Raw genomic sequence first — 20,522 nt, forward strand, 5'->3', positions numbered from 1 at the left:
CGTTTACCTAGTACGCGAAGAGGTCCGCTGGGCCGATGTGCCGGCCGAACGCGTCGGCTGCAGCGGGGTGACAGCCTGACGACGGCTGCACGACTGGCCCCAGGCCGGAGTCTGGCCCCGCCTCCACGAGCTTCTCCTGAGCGGACTACGCAAGACAGGATTGCTCGACATGGACGACATCGCTGTCGACGGCTCGCACGTCAGCGGCCCGGCTATGGGCGGGCGTCACGGAGGAACCGCCCACGTCCGCCCACCACCGTGCGCTTGAATAGACGGACGCCCCCATAGGTCCCGCTGACGCCTGACGACGAGCCCCCCGAGGACATCGTCTTCATGCGGCTGCCGCGCTGCGCCCAGCGGCAGAATCAGGCTCTCCGGCTCCAGCTGGCCCACGCGCTCACCGACCTGGACGGCGCGGGTGGCCAACTGACTTTAGAGCCGTGAGGGCAGGGAGGTCAGTTGCAACCCCATGAATCGTGTTGCTGCCCCCAGTCTTGCCCTCCGTACCACCACAGGGAGCCCTTGGCCCAGTCTGAGCATCCAGCCACCGTCGCGGACGCCTGCCAGGCGTCAGGGGTGGGGATGCCGTGGGCGAGACCGCCGGTGTCCACATTCTTGGACGAAGTCCAGCCGGTGGTGGTGACCGACGCCACGGTGTAAGGCGACGAGATTCTCAACGTCACCGTGGCCCCCGCATGGTCGTTCTGGAACTGGGTGCTCCATTGCCAGTGGGCGGACACAGCATCGGCACACGAATCGTAGATCTGCTCAACCTGCCCCGCGTACTCACCCCAGACATGGACGTTTCCCGGCTGACCGATACTCATCTTTCCGCAGCTGGCCGAGCGGACGGTCGCGCTCGCGACCGGAATGGCCAGACCCGTCAACGTGATCGCGGTCGCCGCGATCACAGCAATCTTGGTGCGCATGTTTCCCCCTTTTCTCAGTTCACGCGCTGGCCGGCGAGGCCGGTTCGGATGACCTCGCCGCCGCTGATGTAACCTCGGCGGTCGTGCCCGCCGCCTCCGTCACGGCCGTGGTGTCCTCGGCCGGGTGCGTGCCGGCATCGCCGCGGTTGGCGCTACCACCGGTGACATCTCCAGGCATACTTCACCGTCGCGTGGCTGCCCTGGCTGCTTACCCGATGACCGCCTGCGGGCTCCGCGCGTCGCCGAGGTACCGGCCGTTCAGCCACGAGCCCGCAGAGACAATGCGGGCGCCCCGACCCGCAGCAAATGTCTGACCCTGCCCGTAGCAGCACGCTCCGGGCCAGGCCGTCCCCCGGCAGAGGGCCGCGCTGTCGGCCTGGGCGCTGCCGGCGCCGACGACCACGCCTTCGACGGCGATGGCTCCAGCAACGGCGGCCTTGGTGATGCGTCCAGCCTGACCAGGCATGTTTCCCCTGAGTCCGTGGCGTCCCGTTGCGGGCCTTTGCACGTTGCCGTTGTTTGCACTACTCGGGCCGGCCTAGCATGCAGCGGCCCGACCAGACCCGAGTGGAGTCTCAATCGCCTCACCCCGGGGGGCGTGCGCCTACCAGACCGACGCGACCGGCGACTCGATGTCGCCGTAGTAGCCGTACGGGGCTCCGCCGGGGGTACCCCAGAAGCCGACCTTCACCATGTAGGCACCGTTCAGACCACCGACCGTCTGCGAGACGATGTTGTACGTCAGGCCGTCACGGCCGCCGGACAGCCAACCGTCCTTCGTGCAGTGCAGATCTTGCACCTCGCTCCAGCCGCCGAACCCATCACTCTTGTACAACTGCGCGCACGGAAACACGCCCATGCTGCCGGGGGCCTCCTGAACGCGGATGATGCCGTAAAAGCCGTTGCTGCCGTCGGCGGCGGGCTCGATGCACGAGTCCAGGGAGACACCGCCGCCGACATCGACGTAGCCGAGAGGGTGCCTGTTGCGGTCGAGCTGATCGCCGCGGCAGCCCGTGTTGCTGGTCGCGGCGGAGGCGGAAGAGGTGCCGACGGCGATACCGCCGAGCACGAGCGCGCCGATGGTGGCGAAGCGGGCGAGATGTCCGAGCGTCTTCAAGAGGTCTCCTTGGCAGGTTGGTTGATCGGTAGCGCCAGCATGCTGGGCTGGCAACGCATTGCGTGTGGTGTCTGGGTGCACGGTGAAGAGAGGGTTCCGGTGCCGCAGTACACAGCGAGCCGGGAGACGCAAGCGGGGTCTTTATCCCGGCGCTGACGGCAATAGGAGGCTGTCCTTTCTGCCGGCAGGAGGCAACGGGTACCGGGATGTCCCTGTTCTCGGCCCTGCCGTTGCACCACATCCTCGGCGGCTCTGGACGGCACCTCCATGACGGCAGCTTGACGTTCGCCTGTCGTTCGGACCGGGCCCGGTACGGCTTGCGTTGCAGGGGCGTGTTCGCCCGAGTGCTGGAAAGCGGCTCGGTGCGGTTCCACAGCGCGCAATGACAGCTCGCCGGTCCTGCTGGGTGGGGCGGGACGACCGGGCCTGTCCGGTGCGGAAGTCATCATCGGCCTGGACACCGCGTCCGACTGGTGCGCGCCGGACTCGCTGCTTCTCCGGCGCGCTCTGCGGATGGTCCCTTCCCTCGCTCACGCGACCGTGCAGTCACGGAGTTGATTGCGCCCAGGTGCTGATGGACCGCTGTGGCGGCCGGCCCTCGGCAGCCGGAGCGGGATCGGTCCGCAGGGCGGAGAGCCGGGCGGCGGCGTCCGTGGCTGTGGGTGAGCCGAGTCGGCGGTAGAGGGCTACGGCGTCCTCCAGGCCGATCAGGGCGGCGGCGTGGTCGCCGAGAGCGAGGGCGCAGCGGGCGGCGCCTTCCAGGGCGCGCGCCTCGTCCAGTGGGCTGCGGGTGTCGCGGGCGATTGCCAGTGCCTGCTGGTGGAGCGTCAGCGCCGAACGCGGGTCCGCCGTCCGCTCGGTCAGGGCTGCGAGGTCGAGCAGGGCGCTGGTCTCGCCGGGACGGCTGCCGATCTCCTGGTAGAGCGTGAGCGCCTGCTGGTAGAGGGCGAGGGCGTCGCGGCCCTCCCCCAGTGCGTCGCGGGCCCGGCCCAGGCCGAGCAGCGAGTCGGCCTCTCCGTGGCGGCTGCCCGCCTCTCGGCAGGCGTCCAGGGAGCGCTGGTGCAGCTCGGCCGCGGCGCGGTGGTCGCCGACGGCGTGCCGGATTCGGCCCAGCCCGCGCAGGGTGTTGGCCACGCCCTGCACGCTGTTGAGGTCCTCGTAGATCGTCAGCGCCTCCTGGTAGAACTCCCCCGCGCTGTTCCGGTCGCCCATCTCGTCCAGGATGTAGGCCAGATCGTGCAGGGCGGCGGCCTCGCCTCGGCGGTCTCCCATGGTCCGGTAGAGCGTGAGCACCTGCGAGGTCAGCTCGACCGCGGCCGGGGAGTCGCCCGAGGAATGCCGGGCTCGCCCCAGGTCGCACAGCGCGCGGGCCTCGCCAAGCTGGTCACCGAGGGCTCGGAAGGCTGCCAGGGCCTGTTCGTGCAGCCAGGAGGCCTCCTGGATCTCTCCGGTCAGCAGCCGGATGCGGCCGAGCTCGTGGAGGTCGTTGGCCTCGCCGTGCCGGTCGCCCAGTTCCTGATGGATCGTGAGGGCTCTCTCGTACAGCTCTGCGGCGGCCCGGTAGTCGCCGGTGGCGTGCCGGGCTCGGCCCAGGTCGCACAGGGCGTCCGCCTCGCCGCGGCGGTCGCCGGCGGTTGCCGCCGCGGTCACTGCGGACTGGTGCAGCGCAGCGGCCTGGCTCCAGCGCCCCTCCATCAGGAGGAAGGCCGCCAGGTCGGCGGAGAGCGACACAGTGAACGCGGGAAGGGCCGAGAGGGCGGGGTGGCCGACGAGTGCGAGCATGTTCCGGTGCTCGGTGCGCATCCAGGTCAGAGCCTTGGTCCGGTCGGTCAGCGCGGGGAGGACGGCCGGTGCCGCCGGCTCGCGGTGTCGGCCGGGGCGGGTGCGGCGTGCCAGGTGTTCGTTGGCCCGCGCGGCGGCGTCCTGGTAGTACTCGGCCAGCCTGTGCAGCGGGGCGTTGCGGTCCGTCCCCCGGGTCTGGTCTGCGGCCATCGACCGGGCGTAGAGACCGACGAGGTCGTGGAAGAGGTAGCGCCCCGGGGTGCGCTGGACGAGCAGGTTGTGGTGGAGCAGGGATTCCAGCAGCCGCTCCGCTGTGTGAGGGTCGATGCCGGCCAGGGCGGCGACGGCGCAGATGTCGACGTCGTAGCCGGGGAAGAGGCCCAGCAGCCGCAGCAGGTCCTGTTCGTCGGGGGCGACGGAGGTGAAAGAGGTTGCGAAGACGGCCCTCAGGCTGCGGTCCTCGTCCGTCAGATGGGCCAGGCGCCGGCGCTCGTCGCGGAGCCTGTCCACCAGGTCCTGAAGGCCCAGGCCGCGGTCGTGGCGCAGCCGCGCAGCAGCGATGCGGATCGCCAGCGGCAGGTGGCCGCAGAGCCGGACGAGCTCGTCGGCCGCCGGATGACCGGCGGGGACGCGACCGGGGCCCGCGCCTTCACGCAGCAGCGCCACCGCGTCAGTGTCCGGGAGAACGTCGACGGCGAGGCTGTGTGCATCGTCGAGGCCGGTCAGCCGCTTGCGGCTGGTGATCAGGACCAGGCAGCCGGACGTGCCCGGCAGAAGCGGCCGCACCTGCGCGCTGCTGGCAGCGTTGTCGAGGACGATCAGGGTACGCGTGTCGGCGAGCCGTTCCCGGTATAGGGCGGCTCGGGTGCTCAGTTCATCTGGTATCTGCTGCGGCGGCACACCCAGCGAACGCAGCAGCCAGTCCAGGGCGTCGGCAGAGGGGACCGGGGCGATCCCGGCCGTGTGGCCATGGAGGTCCACGAAGAGCTGCCCGTCGGGGAAGTGCGCACGCACCCGGTGCCCGGCACGAATGGCCAGTGCGGACTTGCCCACGCCACCCATGCCGTCGATCGCCGAGATCACCACCATCCCGGAAGCACTGCCCGCAGGCGCCGACCTGGACAGCGCCAGCAACTGGTCGAGCTCCCGGGCCCGGCCAGTGAACAGTCGGGTGTCGTAAGGAAGCTGGCAGGGCGCACCCGGGCGTGGGCGCCCCGTTTCGGGGGCGGCGGAGCGGGCCGGAGCGGGGATGGAGCGCGCCGCCGCGAGGAGCTGTTCGCGGCGGCGCGGGTCGAGCGCGAGGGCCTCGGCGAGCCGGCTCACCGAGGAGAGCCGCGGCTGTCGCCGCCCCGCCTCCAACACGCTGATCGAGTGGGCCGACACCCCTGACCGGTCGGCCAGTTCCTCCTGCGTCCAGCCGGCCAAGAGCCGACAGTCACGCAGAAGCTCCCCGAAGGCGCTACCGCCCACTTTCCCCCCTGAAAACGGTCAGCCGCCGAAACGGCACAGGCCAGCCAGACCATTCTCGGTCAGCGAGCTGCACGCGTTCAACTGCCCTTCCGGCCTGCAGGCAGGGCAGGCGACGAGATCACCTTCCTGCGCGTCTCCCCCGTGAAGGTGACCGGCATCGACGCCTCCCGGGCGATGCATGGCTGGGGCCGGCGGTGAGCGTGTCCGCCTTCACGGTCCGCTGCTGACGCTTTTCAGCTTCGACGGCGACGAAGACGGCGTGGTGTCTCACCTGCCGGTAGGCGTCGCGGTACCGGTGGCGTCGGGGATCAGATTGGCGGGGCAGGGCGTGGGCAGCGGCTCCATGATGCGCATCGTGCCAGGGCGAATCGGCGGGCGCGGCCAAGGGGAGGGGCGGGGCGGCCACCGCCCGCTCACCGCTCCGTCGGCGGGTCCGGCTCGGCCCGGATGGCGGCGGCCTGCAGGTCGCTGGGAGCCATGGGCGGCAGCTTTCGTGTCAGGGAGCGGTTCAACTCGACTCCCAACAGCTCGTGACCGCCGGTCACCGAGTGGCTCGGTTCCGCTGGTCCGGGTTGCGGCTGGTGCGCGGCACGCGCAGGTGTCGCTGCAGGTGCACGGTCCGTGTCACTGGCGCCGGTTGAGCCAGGCACTGAACAGGGTGGTGATGGCCACGGCCACGCCCGCCAGCACGGCCGTGTTCAGGTGCCCGACCACCACGAGCACGGTGAAGGACCTCCGCTGCCCCTGGGAACGGCCCGCCGAGCCGCGCCGCCTCACCCCCGCCCGGGTTCGCCGGGGGTTCCGCCACCTCCGCGCGAGGACCGCCCGTCCCGCCGACGTGCCCAGACCCTCCAAGCCCGGGCCCGGACGCCCACCCGTCTCGAAGAACCGCAGGTCAACCCCACGTCACGAGCCTGGGGAGACCGTGACACGAATCGAAACCCTCACCGAACATGTCCGCCTGAAGCAGCGAGGAGGTTAATGATCAGGCTTACCGAAAGCGTCAACAATGTCCGGCCCCGCAACAGCTAGCCGTCCCGACGACGATGCGGAAGTTGATCGGTCTGATGGCCCGCCAGGCCGGGTCCGGTGATGCCGAGAAGGGAGAGGTCTGCCACCGCACGTGGTTCGCGGAGTGAGCGCGCGATACGTGGGGCTTGACCGTCCCGGAACTCGGCATGCGGCAGGTCTCCCAGCCGCCGGCGCCGGTGCACGAGCGGCTCGGCCTTGACATCTGACGTCCGGGGAGCGCCGGAAGGACTTTCTCCGCGATCAGTATCAGGGCCTGGTCGGTGGGCAGGGCCCGGACTTCGACCACACAGCGAGGTGGTATATCCCGCCCCGGTCTCCCTTGCCCTGCGCCATGTACAGGATCCGGGCCATCGGTCCGTTCCCGTCCGCACTGCCGCCATTGGCGGAATTCATGGAGAACCGCATGGTGTTGGACGAGCCGAACACTGCTGGCCGCCCCAGCACGGTGAACGTCTCGGCGGGCTTCTGGTTCGCGAGGATCGCCATCCCGCCCGCCCACTCCTCCACCGACACCTTGTAACCAGCTGGCATCTGCACGCTGTACGTGTCGAAGTCGACCTGTGCTTCCGGCGCGGGGCCTTGCCGACCATCGTGTTACTGCCGGGCGGTCGGACGACAGGGCAGCCACGGCCGACACGCTGACTTCAAGGAACCTACCGGCCGGGACACGCCTCTGTTGAGTCAGACCGCGGACGGACACCGCACTGGCGACGTGGTGGCGCTTCGAACTTGACCGTGGCCTCACGGTCTTCATCGATGGGCGACGGCTGAAACCTCGTGCGATGCCACGCAGAGGCCGCTGGTGAGACGCTGCTGTTCGCGTCAGAGTGTGTCCGGCGGAGGTTGAGGCAGTGGGTGGGCTCCTTCGGGGCGCAGGCCGTCGAAGATGATCGCGAGGTATCGCTGCCACAGGTCTGGCGAGGCGTCCGGGACGGAGCCGGTCACGTAGTTCGGCGCGCACATCAGCAGGATGACGTCGGTGCCGGTGACATCGGGCCGGATGGCGCCGTCTGCGCGGGCCCGGTCGACCAGGGTGTCGATGGTCTGGAACATGGCCGTGCGCGCGTTACCGACTTCGGGGCGGGTGTCGCCGGCCTCTTGCAGGAACGACAGGTCGCGTTGTTGTCGCTGGTGTGCGGCGGTGGCGAGGAACTCCAGCAACGCGGCGCCGGAGTCGTCGGAGTCCAGCAGGCGTTCACCGATGGCGGTGAGGGCTTGGATGCGGTCCAGCACGATGGCGGCGATCAGGTCGTCTTTGGTTGGGAAGTGGCGGAAGACGGTGCCTTTCCCGATCCCGGCCCGGCGGGCGATATCAGCGACCGAGGCCTCCAGTCCGTGCTCGGCGAACTCGTCGGCCGCCGCCGCCAGCAGCAGTGCGCGGTTGCGGGCGGCGTCGGCGCGTAGCGGGCGGGACGTGGTCACGGTCGTAGCCTAACAAGTTGACCGCCAGGTCCGGTTATCGTAGCGTCTTCCGCCGGACAGAATATGACCGCCTGGTCCGCTTTCTGGAGGGGCTTTGAACAAGCACCGATCGATGAAAGCCGTCGTCGCGACCGCCTACGGACCGCCGGAGCAGTACACGGTGGCCGAGGTCCCCGTTCCGCGACCCGGCCCAGGACAGATCCAGGTGCGGATCGCCGCCGCGGCGATCAATCCGGCCGACGTCCGACTGCCCAGCGGCGAGTTCGGCGACACCGTGCGGCTGGAGTTCCCGCACATTCCCGGCAACGACTTCGCCGGAACCGTCACCGAAGTCGGCGGCGACGTCACCACCTACCGAGTCGGTGATGAGGTGTTCGGCCTGGCCGTGCCTCGGGCGTTGCGTGCGATGGCCGGCAAGCGCCCGTCGGTGGGCACCGGCACGCTGGCCGAGTACGCCGTCGTCGAGGCGGACACCCCGCTTGTCGCGCACCGCCCGGCCGAGTTGCCGGCCGAGGACGCGGCGGCGCTGGCCACCGCGGGCCTGACCGCGCGGGCGATCGCGACGACCGCGCATATCCAGCCGGGCGAGCACGTGTTGGTCGTCGGGGCGACCGGCGGCGTCGGCACCGCTTTGATTCCGCTGCTGGCCGCGGCGAAGACCCACGTGACCGCCACAGCAACCGACGCCGACGCCGACGTACTGCGCGAGCTCGGCGCAGCCGAGATCATCGGCTATCAGCCTGCGGACTACCCCGCCGGCATCGACGTCGCTGTCAACGTGGTCCTACCGGGCGACCGCCTGACCGGCCTGGCCGCGACGCTGCGTCCCGGCGGCCGCCTGCTCACTGTCACCCCTCCGGTGCCGACGCCGGAGCTGATCGGCCGTGACGATGTCGAAATGCACTTTGTCCTCGACATGGACGGCGACCTCGGCGGCATGCGTGAAGTCGGCGACGCAGCCGTGCGTGGAGAACTGCGTGCCACGATCGGACACCGATACCGGCTCGACCGCGGCCCGCAGGCATGCGCTGACTTCATCCGCGTGCACACCACGGGCAAGCTCGTCGTCACCAGGTAACCGTGCATCCCGTCGGCCCGAAGGACGTCCCATCGGCGCCTCGCAGGCCACGAGCAGGCGAAGCCCCGATGGGCGAACCCACAAACGTCCTGCCAAAACCTACAGAGACCCAGGGCTTGAACCACCTTCGGCGCGGCACGTGAAGCCCTCCTGTTCAGAGCCAGGGAAGAGTGGGCCAACCGTCCGGGTCCAGTCCGGACGGCCATCTCTCCTCTACATCGAGGGCAAGTCGGCGGGCGGACTCTCACCGCCGGAGCCACGGTGCGGCGGCGCGGGGCCGCGTGATCTGATCGGTGGGGCTCCTCCACTGTGAGCCGCCCGACGGACCACCCGATGTGCCCGGCACCCCGCCGCGGCCGCACACCCAAGGAACCGCGTATGAGCGACCTTTCAGCCCGCACCGACCCCAGCACTGCCTCAGGCGCGCTGCGCAGCGTGTACCTGAGACTGGCCGTTGAGGAGCTGTACTGAGATTTGTGGAGTCCCTGATGCCAGGGTTACGGTCCTGGCGAAGGAGAACCACCAGCACCATGACAGCATCCGTAAATACCCCGACGAGCTCCGCGAGCGTGCGATCCGTGAGGTCCGCGCGACAGGTCGGCCGATCGCCCACGTCGCGAAGGACCTGGGCATTCACAAGGAGGCCCTGCGTGGCTGGGTCCGCCAGGCCGAGGCCGACCGCGGCGAGCGCGACGACCGGCTGACCACCGCCGAGCAGGACGAGTTCAGTCAACTCCGCATAGAAATAGCGGAGTTGAGTCGGGCGAACGAGATCCTCAAAGCCGCTTCGGTGTATTTTGCCCAGGAGATCGACCGTCCCCGGACGAGGCCGAGCAGGAGGTCGACAGCTGCGCCTTCTACGTGCTCGTCGTCAAGGACGGCTCAGTACTCGGCAGGTTCAGCCTGTACGACTTGAAGGACGGCTCTGCGAGACTGGACTACCGGATCGGGCAGCAGATCGCCGGCCGCGGCGTAGCAACCGCGACCGTCCAGGAACTTTGCCAGCTGGCGACGGCGCGGCACGGGCTGCCCACACTACGGGCGGCCACCTCCCACGACAACCCTGCGTCCCAGAAGGTGTTGACCAAGGCAGGGGGTTCGTCCTGGTTGGCCCGGCCGCCCCGGCCGATCTCGGTGGCAGGTCAGGCACCTGGTACCAGCGCGACCTTCAGCCGTAGACCGTGATCTTGCTGGTGGACCGACTGCTGCAAGGCTGCGGCCACCGCCTCTCTTCGATCGGCTGGCCGAAAACGGTAGCCAGCCGCGTCTCTTCCCGATCGTCGCCTCCAGGCGCTCGCGCTCGATGCGGTCGGCGTCCGGGTGCCGGTCCTCTCCCGGGAGTAGTGCGGCCTGTCGCTCGATCACCACGTCCCCGGCCTTGAGACCGACCGCCGCCAGCCCCCGGCCCCGCGAGATCCTCTGTGGAACACCGGCTTCGTCCTGGGCGGCGCGCAGCGGCTGACCCGCAGGGCGGTGACGGTCGCCGACCATCACGCTGCGAAAGTAGTACTTCCACCCGTCGCCGGAGCGGACATCCGCTTTGCTGATCATCGGGCTATGGAACCCCGTCTTTGACCTGCGTAAAAGCGTGATCCGGGGTGCTTCCCGCCGGGCGGGAGGCCATCACCGAGTCTTTGCCGCGGCTCCCGCCGGGCTGGCCGCCACGACAGCCGAGACGGTAAGCAGCCTCCCCGTGGACCCTCCCGCCCATGAGTCAGAGACCCGTTCGTGAAGGCCTCTGATCGCTGTGCCGCCGACCGCTCCGGGGCGGGTACGGCCGCACCCGCCCTTCGGGCCAGCAGAATCGCCCGGACCCGGTCTGGATCACGGAGTACCGATGCGCCGGCTGCAGGGCCGCCCGATGCGAGCAGTGGGCGGAGGCGATGCGCGCCCGCTACGAGATCTGCCTCTGGCCGTGCGAGTGCTGCGCCCGCGTGAGACCCGCCCGACCCGGAATCGCGGTGAGCTTCAGTGAAGATCCGACTGGACCTCGGTCAGTCGTCGATGCCTTCAACGATGCGGAAGTCGCGCTCGACGCCGTCGGAGAGGGCGACCAGCGCCTCCTGGTAGGCCGCACTCTCGTGCGCCGCGACGGCCTGCTCGAAGCTGTCGAACTCGATCAGGACAGTGCGCTCGGCGATTCCGGCGTCATGCGCCACGACCCGACCGCCACGGACGAGGACCCGACCGCCCCCGGCCTTGACGGCCGGACCGGCCAGCTTGTTGTAAGCAGCCAGCTTCTCAGGGTCTGAAATGGTGCGGTAGACGCTGACCCAGTAGCCCTTGGGCATGGAACCTCCAGTGTTGGAATGAGTGCATCTGACTTACGGGTTGGTCTCGGACGAGCGTCGGCGGGCGAGAGCAAGGCTTGTCAGCGTCGTGATCGCCATGGCGCCGATGCCGACCAGCGCGGCGGTGGTGTAGGCGCTGTCGTCGGGGAAGAGGTGGCCGGGACCGGTGCCCGCGGCGAGGATCAGGCCGCCGATGGCGCTGCCCAGGGAGTACCCGACGCTGCGGACGACGTAGTTGAAGCTCATGGCGCTCGACGTCTCACTCTTGGGGGTGACGGCCAGGATGACACCGGGCATCGCGGCCGAGAAGCCGCCGACGCCGAAGCCGAGCACGCCCATCGCCGCGAACAGTTCGGCCAGGTCCGACCGGGCCGCCGCGAACAGGGCGAACGCGCCGCCGACCACGACAGCGCTGCCGGCCAGGAGCAGGGGGTCGGCGATCCGCGTCCGGACCCGCGGCGTGAGCTTGCCGGCGACGAACCCCAGCACCGAGAACGGGATGAGGACCAGCCCGGCGACGAAGGTCGTCAGCCCGAAGCCGTAGCCGGCGCCGTGCGGCGTCTGCGCGTACCGGGTGATGAGTGTGAGCAGGAGGTACATGCCGATCCCGCCGACGAACATGGCGAGGTTCGCCCCGGCGACCGCCGGGTGCCGCACCGCCCGCACATCGACCAGGGGCGTCGTGCTGCGCAACTCGATGACGGCCCAGACGCAGAGCAGCACCACCGCGACGACGGCGAGGCCCGCCGCCACGGCGAGGTGCCGACTCCACAGGTTCCGTTCGCCGGCGAGGAACAGCACCAGGAGCAGCGCAGCGGCCAGGACGACCGCGCCTGCCACGTCCACGGGCGCGGAGCGGCCTTCGGGGGCTTCGGGCATGGAGCGCCACGCGGCCAGGAGGGCGGCGGCGGTGACGACCAGGCCGAGGCCGTAGGCGGCCCGTACTCCGCCGAGCTCGGCGAGCAGTGCGGCCAGCGGGTAGCCGACGCCGGCCCCGATGATCGAGACCACCGAGATCAGGGCGATCACGGCCGCGCTGCGCTCCTCGGGGAGGTGGTCCCGGGCCACGCCCATCATCAGCGCCGTCAGCCCGAGCCCGACGCCCTGGGCCGCCCTGCCGGCCAGCAGCCACGCGAACGGCAGCGGCAGCACGGTGAGCGCGCTGCCGGCGACGACGACCGCCAGCGTGGCGAGGATCGTGGCCCGCCGGTGCGGGCCGGATCCGAGCCGGCCCAGGACCGGAGTGGCTACGGCGCCGCTGAGCAGCGCGACGGTCAGCGTCCACTGCGCGCTGCCGAGCGAGACGTGGAACGAGGTCGCCACGCTGGTGATGAGCGGCGTCCCGAGACTGGCGACCGCCGCCACGACCAGAGCGATGAACATCAGGGCGGGGACCAGCAGCCGTGCCTCGGAACGCGCCACCGGGAACGCCGTCTCCGCGACCCCGCCGATCGGCTGCTCAGTCACTGCTTCGGCCCTTCGCGGTCCTGGCTTTCGAGCTCTGCCAGATGCTTCAGCGCCGGAAGGGCCGCCACCAGCGCCTCGACCTCGTCGCCGGTGAGCTCGCCGATCAACCGCTCGAACGCGTGGACGCCCGCCTGGCGCCGCGTCCGGACATAGGAGGCGCCGGCCTCGGTCAGGCACACCAGCGTGACCCGCTTGTCGGACGCGTCGCCCCGCCGCTCGACCAGGCCGGACTCCTCCATCACCCGGACCAGGGCGGTCATCGCGGGCTGGGTGACGCCCTCGACCGCGGCAAGATCGGTGATGCGCCGCGGGCCGGTCCGGTCAAGGGTGGCCAGAGTGGCGGCGGACGTCAGGCTCATGTCCCGGGGCAGGCGTCTCGCGGCCCTGGTGGCCAGGCCGTAGAGGGCTGCCCCGATGGCGGCGGACGCGCCAGGAGCGGTGTCTTGACGACTCACACTCAAAGCATAGCATTTTTATATTCATGACTTATGGAAATGGTCGACTGACGCCCGCCCACACGGAGCGCCCGCCTCCCTTCCGGACCGGGGTCAGCTCAGGCCGAGGTTGGACAGAGCGGTCGTCCAGTCGGTCATGATGGCGTTCTGCGCGTCGGAGAGGTTCACCTCGCCGGCGCAGACGGCCGACTTGAGCTTGTTCTCGACGGTGTCCTTGTCCGCGGAGGTGTAGCCGGTGCCCGTGCCGTAGCGGGGCTCGGGCCACAGGTTCTGCTCACTGGTCGGGCTGCCGCCGAGTTCGAGCGGGACGAAGTGGTCCTCCTCGTAGTCGGAAAGGCTCGTGTCCGAGTAGCCGTACTCCACGATCTGCCGCTTCTTCAGCGCGGTGGTGTACGAACCAGGTGGGCGCCGGTGATCGCGCGCCAGCGGGTCTGGGCGGACTCGACGAGCTTGGACACCATCGCGAGCGCAGCGGCGGGACTGCCGGCGCCGCGGGTGACCTTGGTCCGGAGCTCGGCCGCGGAGAAGGTCGACTCGACGCTCTCTTGTCAAGCTGCGCTGTATGCGGGCGGTTGGGCAGGGCGGCGGTCAGCGTCTCTCCACATGTGCCGGATGATCACGTTGGCGAGCTGGCGTTACGGACGGCAGGCCGGACAGTCGTGCTTGCAGGTCGACGACGATGAGTGCGGTGGTGGGGTCAGGATGGTGACAGGCACTAGGCTTCTCCGAACTTCGACTGATTCGGCGGGGCAGGTGCCGCAGGCGGCCTGTGTCAGCATCGGGGTCGCGGGTACAGCGAACGATCGGCGACGGTCGAGCTGACCAGGGCGACGCTGGTGCCGACCCCGGTCGGGGCTACCCACAGCGCTGCCCGGGGAGCGTGGCGAAGACCCAGCGGTTGGCCGCCAGGGCGTCGTTCGGCTCCGGGCGGGGACCGCGGCCGTGCAGGGCGGTGAAGTCGTACGGGGTGTGGACGACCACCGTCCAGCCCCGTTCGGCCAGTTCGCCCGCCGAGTCGGGGCGTTGCCCGCTGTCGAACAGGGCGAGCAGGTCGATGCCGATCCGCTGCCTCGCCGCGGTGTAGACCGGGCTGGTCCGCACCTGCGGAGACTCGGCGATCTGCTTGATCTCGAACGCCAGGGAGCTGCCTGCGGCGCTCAGCCGGTCGATCGTGGCGATGAGGCGGCGCTCCGCCGCCGCCGGGAGGTAGAGCAGCAGCCCCTCGGCGAGCCATGCGGTGGGCACCGTGGGGTCGAAGCCGGCGGCCGGCAGGGTCTCGGCCCAGTCGAGCCGTAGGTCGGCCGCGAGGGTCCGGCGCCTGGCCGTGGGGGCGGCCCCGGTCCGGCCGAGCACCGCCTGTTTGAACGCCAGTACCTCGACGGTGTCCACCTCGTGGACCACACAGCCCGGCGGCCAGTTGAGCCGGTACGCCCGGCAGTCCAGGCCCGCCCCCAGCAACACGACCTGGCGGACGCCCTGGTGCGCCGAGCGGAGCAGGTGGTCGTCCAGGACTCGGGTGCGCAGGCCGAAGTACCGGCCGAGCCGGCCCCACAGCGGGTCGGCCTCACCGGCAGGCACCTGCTCTGGGCGGACCGGCCAGCCAGCCGAGGCCGGTGCCGCGCGCACGAAGTGCTCCGCGAACGGGTCGCGCGCCAGGGCGTCGGGGCGATGGCTCTCGATGGCACGGGCCGCAGCCACCAGGAGGGCGGTGCGGCCCACGCCCTCCGCCACGCCGGCGTTCAGCCCGGCGGCAGTACACACGGCCCCTCCTCGGGTCGCAGCACGGGTGCGGTCCATGCCTGCGGGTCGTCCGCGGTGGTGGTGCGCGCGCCGTAGACGACGCGCATGAACCGCAGCACGGCGTCGTACGGCAGGTGCAGCGCGGTGGTGCAGTCCGTCAGGAGTGTCACGTGGAAGCCCTTCTGGAACGCGGTGCGGGCGGTGGAGTCCACGCACACGTCTGCGTACAGCCCGGCGAGGACCAGGTGGCTCAGGCCTCGTGCGGCGAGGTGGTCCGCGAAACCTTCAGCGAGGAAGGCGTCGAAGCAGGCGCGTTTGGTGAAGACCCGCTCGCCCGGGGTCGGGGCGACGGCGTGGAACGCTGCGCCCCATGAGCCATCCAGGCACTTGGGCCGCTTGCCGTGGGTTTGGTCCCGCAGCCGCCAGCCGGCTCCCTGGTGCTCGGGGTCTCCGACGAACCGTACGAAGAGCACCTCCACGCCGCGCTCGCGAGCTGCGGCCACCGCCCGGACACAGCCGGCGACGGCCGTGTCCAGGGCGGCGGGGTCCTTGCCCATGCCGAATCGGGCCAGGGCCCTCGGGCCGGTGCAGAAGTCGTTCTGCAGGTCCACGACGACCAGGGCCGTCCCGTCCGGTTCCCCGTTGGTCACAGCCCGCCGACCAGGGTGGCGTCCGTCGGTGTCCCGGCGGCTTCGGGTACGTCGAGCGAGTCGAGCAGGGCGTCGACCACGGCGGTGGTGGAGTGCCGTCCGCCGAGGTCCGGGGTGCGCACGCCCCGCTCGTCCAGAGTTCGCAGGGCCGACTCGGTGGCGCGTACGGCTCCGGGACATCCGGCGTGGCGCTCCGCGACGAGCGCCGCCGCGCGGATCGTCGCCACCGGGTTGACCCGATCCTGCCCGGCCAGGTCGTCGGCGGACCCGTGCACCGTCTGGTACTCGACCAGGCCGGCCATCCCGGGGTCGAGGCAGACGTTCTCGGTGCAGCGGTTCTCCTGCCGGTCGGTCCCGAACCGGTCGAGGAGCATGACGTGCATGATGTCGGCCCACTCGTTACCGGCGACGATCAGCGTGCGGTCGGGCAGGCCGTGGGTGATCAGGTTGCGGTTGACCGTGTCGGGCTGGAACAGGTCGATGCGTATGCCGAGCCTGTCCGCGAGTTCGGCCGCCCAGGCGTCGAGAGCGCCGTCCAGCAGATGGAACTTGTAGGCCATGACGATGCGGTCGAGGTGCCCGTCCGGCCACTCGTGTCGGGCTCGCTGTAGCGCGTAGGTGATCACGGCCTCGGTGATCTCCTGGCTGAAGGCCATGGTGCGGACGACCTCGCCGGGCGAGTGCCGGTTGTCCCCGGTGTAGAAGCCCTGGGCCTGGTCCCGTACCAGGAGCAGGGAGCGTGCGGCGTCGGTGAGGAGGTCGACCTTCACGGTGCGCAGCCGCTGCCGGACGAGGTAGAGGGACTGGGCGTTGACGGCGGTGCGGAAGACGGCCTCGGTGCCCTGCTCGGCCCGGCTGCGGCAGAACCGCTCGTAATGGTCCGCGTCCTCGGCGGTCAGCGCCCGGATCCTGGCCACGTCACCTTCGGCGCGGAGCGAGACGTACGAGTGGTAGAGGCGGGGGGAACGCTCGATCGCCACGCCGTGCGGATGCCTGGCGGTCAGTACGCCGAGTACCTGCTCGAAGACGTCCGCGACTTCGGGTCCGGTACCCCGCCCGACCGCCAGGCCGATGACTGGCTTCGAGGTACGTAAGGGGGCTCCCGGAGCGGGAACTTGGGGGCGGGTCATCGGGTCGTGCCCGCGGTGAGGTGGTCGCCGGGGATGCCGGCCTTCTCCGGCCGGTAGTAGTCCCGGATGCCGTCCGCCCAGGTGATCACTGGGATGCGGTCGCCGTCGACCGGCTCGAAGGCGTCGAACAGTGCGTCGATGTTGGGGCGTTGGAAGCCGATGGCCGTCATCAGGGCGGTGAAGTGGGGACGTTCGACGAAGCCGTCGCCGTCCGGGTCGCCCATGGCGGCCAAGGCGTCCGCGAACTCGTTGACCGTGGCGTCGAACCGTTGGGGGTCGAGCACGGTCGCGGTGAACTCCTGGGGGCTGATCCGACCGTCGCCGTCGGCGTCCAGCTCGCGGACGAGCGTCTCCCAGTAGCCGCGGAAGGCGTCGAGCATCCCGCTCTTCGCGTTGTCGCCGGCCTCGGGCACCGCCGCGATGACTCGCTTGCCCATCAGCTCGAAGTCCTCCGGCTCCAAAACGCCGTTGCCGTCGGCGTCGAACAGGGAGAAGACGAGCTCGACGCGGTCGTTCGCCTTGGTGGTGGGCATGGTGTGTCACCTCTGCTGTAGCGCTGTTCGGCGGGACGCCGCCGGATCCGGGACCCGATGGCGCCACCACTATCGGCTCGCCCCCGACGCCCTGGCGGAGAAAGCCGGGCACGTCCACACGAAAGAAGGGAATGCACGGTTCGGAGCATGAAACGGCACGCCCCTGGAAAGCACCACCGTCCAGGAGCGACGGGGGCGTTCTCAAGGCCTCCCGCATCTCGACGAGCGGCAGCGGCGGCCGGCCACAGGAGCAGACGCACGGCCGCTGGGGTGCCTGCCCGCATGGTCGCCACGGCGTCCGTATGGGGTACTGGCGTCGTCGAACCGTCGGTTCTACGGCCTATCCGCTGATCGAACCTGGTCAACAGCGCGCTGAACTCCTCTACGAAGGGACCTGCCTCCGCTACGCGATCGCCGTCGTCCCATCGCGGTGGCCTGGGCGGGCGCGGTCGCCGGGGACATCCCGCCGAGCGTGCCCGTCCTCAGGATCCGTGAGATCAGCGATTCGTCCGACAGGGACTCTGTCGAGTTGACGGACATCCCGGTCCCCGCAGACCGCGTTGAACTGCTCTGCACCACCCGTTTGGAGCGCTGGACATATCTCTGCCCGATTGAGTGGAGTCGCTCCTGTCTGATTCCAAAGCGCCCCTGATGGACGCTGTTTGCGCCCTGGGGGATGCACCGTGTCCGACGGTACTACCGAAACACGACACGACACTGTCCCTGCCCCAGCGACCTCTCCGACGCCCGCTGGGAGTTGATCGGGTCCCACCCTTATCCCCTGGCGGGCCGAGCGCAGGGGCAACGGCCTGGACATCGGACGCCCGCCCGAGCACGACCTGCGCCGCAGCATGGACGCCATCCTCTACGTATACGTAGACCGCACCGGCATCCCCTGGCGCTACCTCCCACACGACTTCGCGCCGTGGGAGGCGGTCTACGACTCCTTCGCCGCCTGGGCAGAAAGAAGGGGTCTTCGAGCAGCTCAACGGCCTGCTCCGGCGCCTGGTCCGGGAAGCCGAAGGCCGGGACGCCGAGCCGAGCGCCTGCGTACTGGACGCACAGAGCGTCAGGAACTCCACCAACATACCCACGGCCGACCAAGGCATCGGCACAGGTAGGAAAAAGGCCCGGCCGAGCGCCGGCCTCCGGGACCGCCACACCCCGGCTGTGGCCCGGCGCCGACCGCCCGGCCTCCACCTCGGAGGTTGCCACCACCGACGACTGGCTGGCCGGCCGCCATCGCCACGAGGCGAGGCGTCGGCGTGAGCAGCGCCGCCACCGCCGAGATGCACCCCTGCCCGGGGATCCCCTACCGCCGGCTCGCCGACGCCGCCACCCGTCCGCTCCACCCGGTCTGGAGCCAGCACCCCCGGCCAACCCGGCGGTAATCGAACTGGCCGCCTTCATCAGCGAGTTCATCTATCAGTTGCCTCCAACGCCCAACGCCCGGCGCAGGAATAGCTCCCGACCTCGAACCGGAAACTGCAGGATGAGACAGACCACGGAGGGATTCGCGACCGCCGGCCTGGTGGGGGCGTGGATCGGCAACCAGCGCAGCAGGGCCGACACCCTGTCGCCGGAGCGGGTCGAGCAGCTGACGGCGATCGACATGCGCCGGGCATGGCCAGCCCAGAAGCCTGCTGCCGGCGTAGGGAGCGCCCCGGGGAGGCCAGGAGGGCACTGCACCGACAACCCCCTCCGAGCGTCACGGGTGCCAGTAGGAGGCCCTCTGCGGTGTACTCCTACGTGGTGTCACCATGGCCGTGCCACCCGTTCGGCCCAGTCCTTCGTCACGCGTGGAGCTCCGTTCCGAAGGCTCGAATCGGCGGCGAAATGGGGCATCGGCATATCGCAGACGTTGGGATCACGCCGAGCAGAGCCCGTTACGACACCACATCTCCCTTGTCCGCCGTGGTCCCATCGGAGCATGAGCAATCGGCCTGGCAGAGCTGGTCCGGACAAGCACGATCCGCACCGAGCCGCAGAACAACTCGGTGGTGTGTACGCGAGCGCGAAGGAAGCCGCGGAGTGCATCGAGCGCGGTATGTCCGTCAAGGAAGCCGTCCAGCAGGCCCGGACCACTGCACCAGGAGGGCACGACGTCACACCGCAGCAGGTGGTCCAAGGGATACATGACCTCATGAGTGCCGGTCCGGACGAGGAGATGGACGCAGCGGAAGACGGCGACCGCCGTCAGGGACCCGCGACGCGATGACCACATCCGCCGAGACCCATGTCGTGGAGGCGGCCGTCGGCCGATTCCACGAGCTCATCGTCCAGGACGACAATGCCCGGATCACGCACCGCCGCCTGCTGGAACATCAGCGCGACGTGGGCATGATCATCGACGGGCACCCCGTTGCGCGAGTGCTGCGGCCCCGATTCATGAGTGAGACGGAGCACGCCCAGGGCTGTGAGCAGAGCGCTCTGCTCACGCAGGCGATCCAGCACATGGCCGGATACGCCCTGCGCGCGGGAGAGGCCGGCGACCTGGTACGCCGCCAGCTGGCCCTGACCCCTGAAGAGACCAGGTTGGCCTCGATGGCCCCGCCGGCCGCAGATCCCGGCTGGCACTCCCGGCTCGACGGATTCCAGGCCGCGGAAGGAACGTTCTTCGTCGAATGCAACTCCCACAGCTCCGCGGGCATCGTCTCCGTAGTTTCCTTCCCCGGATCCGGGCAGCGGGCGTACCGGACGACATCATCGACCGGATCACCCGCCGCAACGCCGTACGTTTCCTGACCGGCATCCCATAAAGCCGCCCGGCGCACATCGATGACCGGCGACGATCCTGATCGATCTCGGCGCCAACCACGGTTCCCCCATCCCGGGACCGGATGAGATCGCGCCCCTGCCAGTCGAGCTCGCGCAGCGGCCGCCTTGTGGCGGTCAGTCACGTCTCACCCAACGTGGGACCCGAACACGTCACACAGCCGCGCAAATCCGCGATTCAGTTGGCATTGACTATGTTCAGTAATGGTCTGTGTCGGGCCGCCTGAGCTTCTCTGCGTGGGCGCCGCCCGTTCGGCGAGCCCTGCGCAGGGTTGACTACACCCCGGGCCGGGCCGTCAACCGGGCCTCGGAGGGCTACCGGGGCGACGGCAAGACTGACGCCAAGGGCGCCGCGGTCATCGCCGACCAGGCCCGCGTCCGGCGTGACCTGATGCCTCTGCAGTCCAGCGACGAGTTGGTCACCGAGCTGAAGATCCTCACCGGCCGCCGACGCGATCTCGCCGACGACCGCACGAGAGCCGTCAACCGGCTGCGCGGCCACCGGACCGGGATCTTTCCCGGTCCGGAGCGCGATCCCGATTTCGGAAACGTCGGCCCCTGGTGCTGCTGACGGGCTACCAGACACCGGCCGCCATTCGCCGCACCGGTGTCAAACGGCTGGCCACCTGGCTGCGCAACCGCGTGCGACAC

Annotated in this window: 16 protein-coding genes and 5 pseudogenes; 7 read left to right on the plus strand and 14 right to left on the minus strand. The window is 70.0% G+C overall.

Annotated features, from left to right (window positions below; all coding sequences use genetic code 11):
* Positions 1-455: 455 nt before the first annotated feature.
* The 3 genes from BIV23_RS23965 to BIV23_RS23985 all read right to left on the minus strand — a co-directional run bounded on the left by BIV23_RS23965 (position 456) and on the right by BIV23_RS23985 (position 5,298).
* Positions 456-929: a hypothetical protein gene (locus BIV23_RS23965; RefSeq protein WP_071383004.1), complete on the minus strand. Its 474-nt coding sequence runs from the start codon at positions 927-929 to the stop codon at positions 456-458.
* A gap of 604 nt (positions 930-1,533) precedes the next feature.
* Complete coding sequence (locus tag BIV23_RS23975; RefSeq protein WP_071383006.1) at positions 1,534-2,046, minus strand: hypothetical protein; 513 nt, start codon at positions 2,044-2,046, stop codon at positions 1,534-1,536.
* 546 nt (positions 2,047-2,592) lie between these two features.
* Positions 2,593-5,298 carry an ATP-binding protein gene (locus BIV23_RS23985; protein WP_079173318.1) on the minus strand — a complete coding sequence of 902 codons (2,706 nt, stop codon included), beginning with the start codon at positions 5,296-5,298 and terminating at the stop codon, positions 2,593-2,595.
* Between the two features lie 730 nt (positions 5,299-6,028).
* Here BIV23_RS23985 and BIV23_RS53275 point away from each other — a divergent pair.
* Positions 6,029-6,280: pseudogene (locus BIV23_RS53275) on the plus strand (NF041680 family putative transposase); the annotation flags it as partial.
* A 296-nt stretch (positions 6,281-6,576) separates the two neighbouring features.
* Here the strand turns inward: BIV23_RS53275 and BIV23_RS49695 are convergent.
* On the minus strand, positions 6,577-6,861 hold the full coding sequence (locus BIV23_RS49695) for a hypothetical protein (RefSeq protein ID WP_143079102.1): 285 nt from the start codon (positions 6,859-6,861) through the stop codon (positions 6,577-6,579).
* Positions 6,862-7,152: 291 nt separating this feature from the next.
* Positions 7,153-7,752 (minus strand): TetR/AcrR family transcriptional regulator, encoded by a 600-nt coding sequence (locus tag BIV23_RS23995; RefSeq protein ID WP_071383010.1) that lies wholly within the window; start codon positions 7,750-7,752, stop codon positions 7,153-7,155.
* A gap of 94 nt (positions 7,753-7,846) precedes the next feature.
* On the opposite strand from BIV23_RS23995, the gene BIV23_RS24000 reads away from it, so the two are divergent.
* From BIV23_RS24000 to BIV23_RS51150, 3 genes and pseudogenes are all read left to right on the plus strand, one after another.
* On the plus strand, positions 7,847-8,830 hold the full coding sequence (locus BIV23_RS24000) for an NADP-dependent oxidoreductase (RefSeq protein ID WP_245790607.1): 984 nt from the start codon (positions 7,847-7,849) through the stop codon (positions 8,828-8,830).
* A gap of 454 nt (positions 8,831-9,284) precedes the next feature.
* On the plus strand, positions 9,285-9,746 hold the full coding sequence (locus tag BIV23_RS53985; RefSeq protein ID WP_079173319.1) for a transposase: 462 nt from the start codon (positions 9,285-9,287) through the stop codon (positions 9,744-9,746).
* Positions 9,656-10,008 (plus strand): annotated as a pseudogene (locus BIV23_RS51150) (GNAT family N-acetyltransferase); the annotation flags it as partial. The gene BIV23_RS53985 and the pseudogene BIV23_RS51150, both read left to right, overlap by 91 nt.
* A gap of 816 nt (positions 10,009-10,824) precedes the next feature.
* On the opposite strand, the gene BIV23_RS24010 reads toward BIV23_RS51150, so the two are convergent.
* From BIV23_RS24010 to BIV23_RS53590, 9 genes and pseudogenes are all read right to left on the minus strand, one after another.
* Complete coding sequence (locus BIV23_RS24010) at positions 10,825-11,121, minus strand: DUF1330 domain-containing protein (RefSeq protein WP_071383012.1); 297 nt, start codon at positions 11,119-11,121, stop codon at positions 10,825-10,827.
* A gap of 33 nt (positions 11,122-11,154) precedes the next feature.
* Positions 11,155-12,588 (minus strand): MFS transporter, encoded by a 1,434-nt coding sequence (locus BIV23_RS24015; RefSeq protein WP_071383013.1) that lies wholly within the window; start codon positions 12,586-12,588, stop codon positions 11,155-11,157.
* Positions 12,585-12,947 (minus strand): MarR family winged helix-turn-helix transcriptional regulator, encoded by a 363-nt coding sequence (locus BIV23_RS24020; RefSeq protein WP_014173936.1) that lies wholly within the window; start codon positions 12,945-12,947, stop codon positions 12,585-12,587. The genes BIV23_RS24015 and BIV23_RS24020 overlap by 4 nt, the downstream gene beginning before the upstream one ends.
* Positions 12,948-13,136: 189 nt before the next feature.
* Positions 13,137-13,406 carry a hypothetical protein gene (locus BIV23_RS24025; protein WP_245790608.1) on the minus strand — a complete coding sequence of 90 codons (270 nt, stop codon included), beginning with the start codon at positions 13,404-13,406 and terminating at the stop codon, positions 13,137-13,139.
* A gap of 32 nt (positions 13,407-13,438) precedes the next feature.
* Positions 13,439-13,582: pseudogene (locus BIV23_RS52060) on the minus strand (IS256 family transposase); the annotation flags it as partial.
* 316 nt (positions 13,583-13,898) lie between these two features.
* Positions 13,899-14,840 (minus strand): class I SAM-dependent methyltransferase, encoded by a 942-nt coding sequence (locus tag BIV23_RS24030; RefSeq protein WP_079173320.1) that lies wholly within the window; start codon positions 14,838-14,840, stop codon positions 13,899-13,901.
* On the minus strand, positions 14,783-15,433 hold the full coding sequence (locus BIV23_RS24035) for a cysteine hydrolase family protein (RefSeq protein ID WP_071383014.1): 651 nt from the start codon (positions 15,431-15,433) through the stop codon (positions 14,783-14,785). Before BIV23_RS24035 ends, BIV23_RS24030 begins: the two co-directional genes overlap by 58 nt.
* Positions 15,430-16,563: an isocitrate/isopropylmalate family dehydrogenase gene (locus BIV23_RS52065; protein ID WP_071383015.1), complete on the minus strand. Its 1,134-nt coding sequence runs from the start codon at positions 16,561-16,563 to the stop codon at positions 15,430-15,432. The genes BIV23_RS24035 and BIV23_RS52065 overlap by 4 nt, the downstream gene beginning before the upstream one ends.
* Positions 16,560-17,096 (minus strand): EF-hand domain-containing protein, encoded by a 537-nt coding sequence (locus BIV23_RS53590; protein ID WP_071383016.1) that lies wholly within the window; start codon positions 17,094-17,096, stop codon positions 16,560-16,562. The genes BIV23_RS52065 and BIV23_RS53590 overlap by 4 nt, the downstream gene beginning before the upstream one ends.
* A 676-nt stretch (positions 17,097-17,772) precedes the next feature.
* On the opposite strand from BIV23_RS53590, the pseudogene BIV23_RS46605 reads away from it, so the two are divergent.
* From BIV23_RS46605 to BIV23_RS24060, 3 genes and pseudogenes are all read left to right on the plus strand, one after another.
* Positions 17,773-18,221 (plus strand): annotated as a pseudogene (locus tag BIV23_RS46605) (transposase); the annotation flags it as partial.
* Between the two features lie 1,089 nt (positions 18,222-19,310).
* Entirely contained in the window at positions 19,311-19,841 is a 531-nt protein-coding gene (locus tag BIV23_RS50475) for a hypothetical protein (protein WP_071383018.1), read from the plus strand.
* A gap of 307 nt (positions 19,842-20,148) precedes the next feature.
* Positions 20,149-20,522, plus strand: a pseudogene (locus BIV23_RS24060) (IS110 family transposase); the annotation flags it as partial.

Source organism: Streptomyces monashensis (genome assembly GCF_001866665.1).
Classification (GTDB): domain Bacteria; phylum Actinomycetota; class Actinomycetes; order Streptomycetales; family Streptomycetaceae; genus Streptomyces; species Streptomyces monashensis.

What these genes read in the sequence shown, in the direction of transcription:
- BIV23_RS23965 (WP_071383004.1), bottom strand. Translation starts at nt 929, where the DNA reads ATGCGCACCAAGATTGCTGTGATCGCGGCGACCGCGATCACGTTGACG.
- BIV23_RS49695 (WP_143079102.1), bottom strand. Translation starts at nt 6,861, where the DNA reads ATGCCAGCTGGTTACAAGGTGTCGGTGGAGGAGTGGGCGGGCGGGATG.
- BIV23_RS24010 (WP_071383012.1), bottom strand. Translation starts at nt 11,121, where the DNA reads ATGCCCAAGGGCTACTGGGTCAGCGTCTACCGCACCATTTCAGACCCT.
- BIV23_RS24020 (WP_014173936.1), bottom strand. Translation starts at nt 12,947, where the DNA reads ATGAGCCTGACGTCCGCCGCCACTCTGGCCACCCTTGACCGGACCGGC.
- BIV23_RS24030 (WP_079173320.1), bottom strand. Translation starts at nt 14,840, where the DNA reads ATGGACCGCACCCGTGCTGCGACCCGAGGAGGGGCCGTGTGTACTGCC.
- BIV23_RS52065 (WP_071383015.1), bottom strand. Translation starts at nt 16,563, where the DNA reads ATGACCCGCCCCCAAGTTCCCGCTCCGGGAGCCCCCTTACGTACCTCG.
- BIV23_RS53590 (WP_071383016.1), bottom strand. Translation starts at nt 17,096, where the DNA reads ATGCCCACCACCAAGGCGAACGACCGCGTCGAGCTCGTCTTCTCCCTG.
- BIV23_RS50475 (WP_071383018.1), top strand. Translation starts at nt 19,311, where the DNA reads ATGACCACATCCGCCGAGACCCATGTCGTGGAGGCGGCCGTCGGCCGA.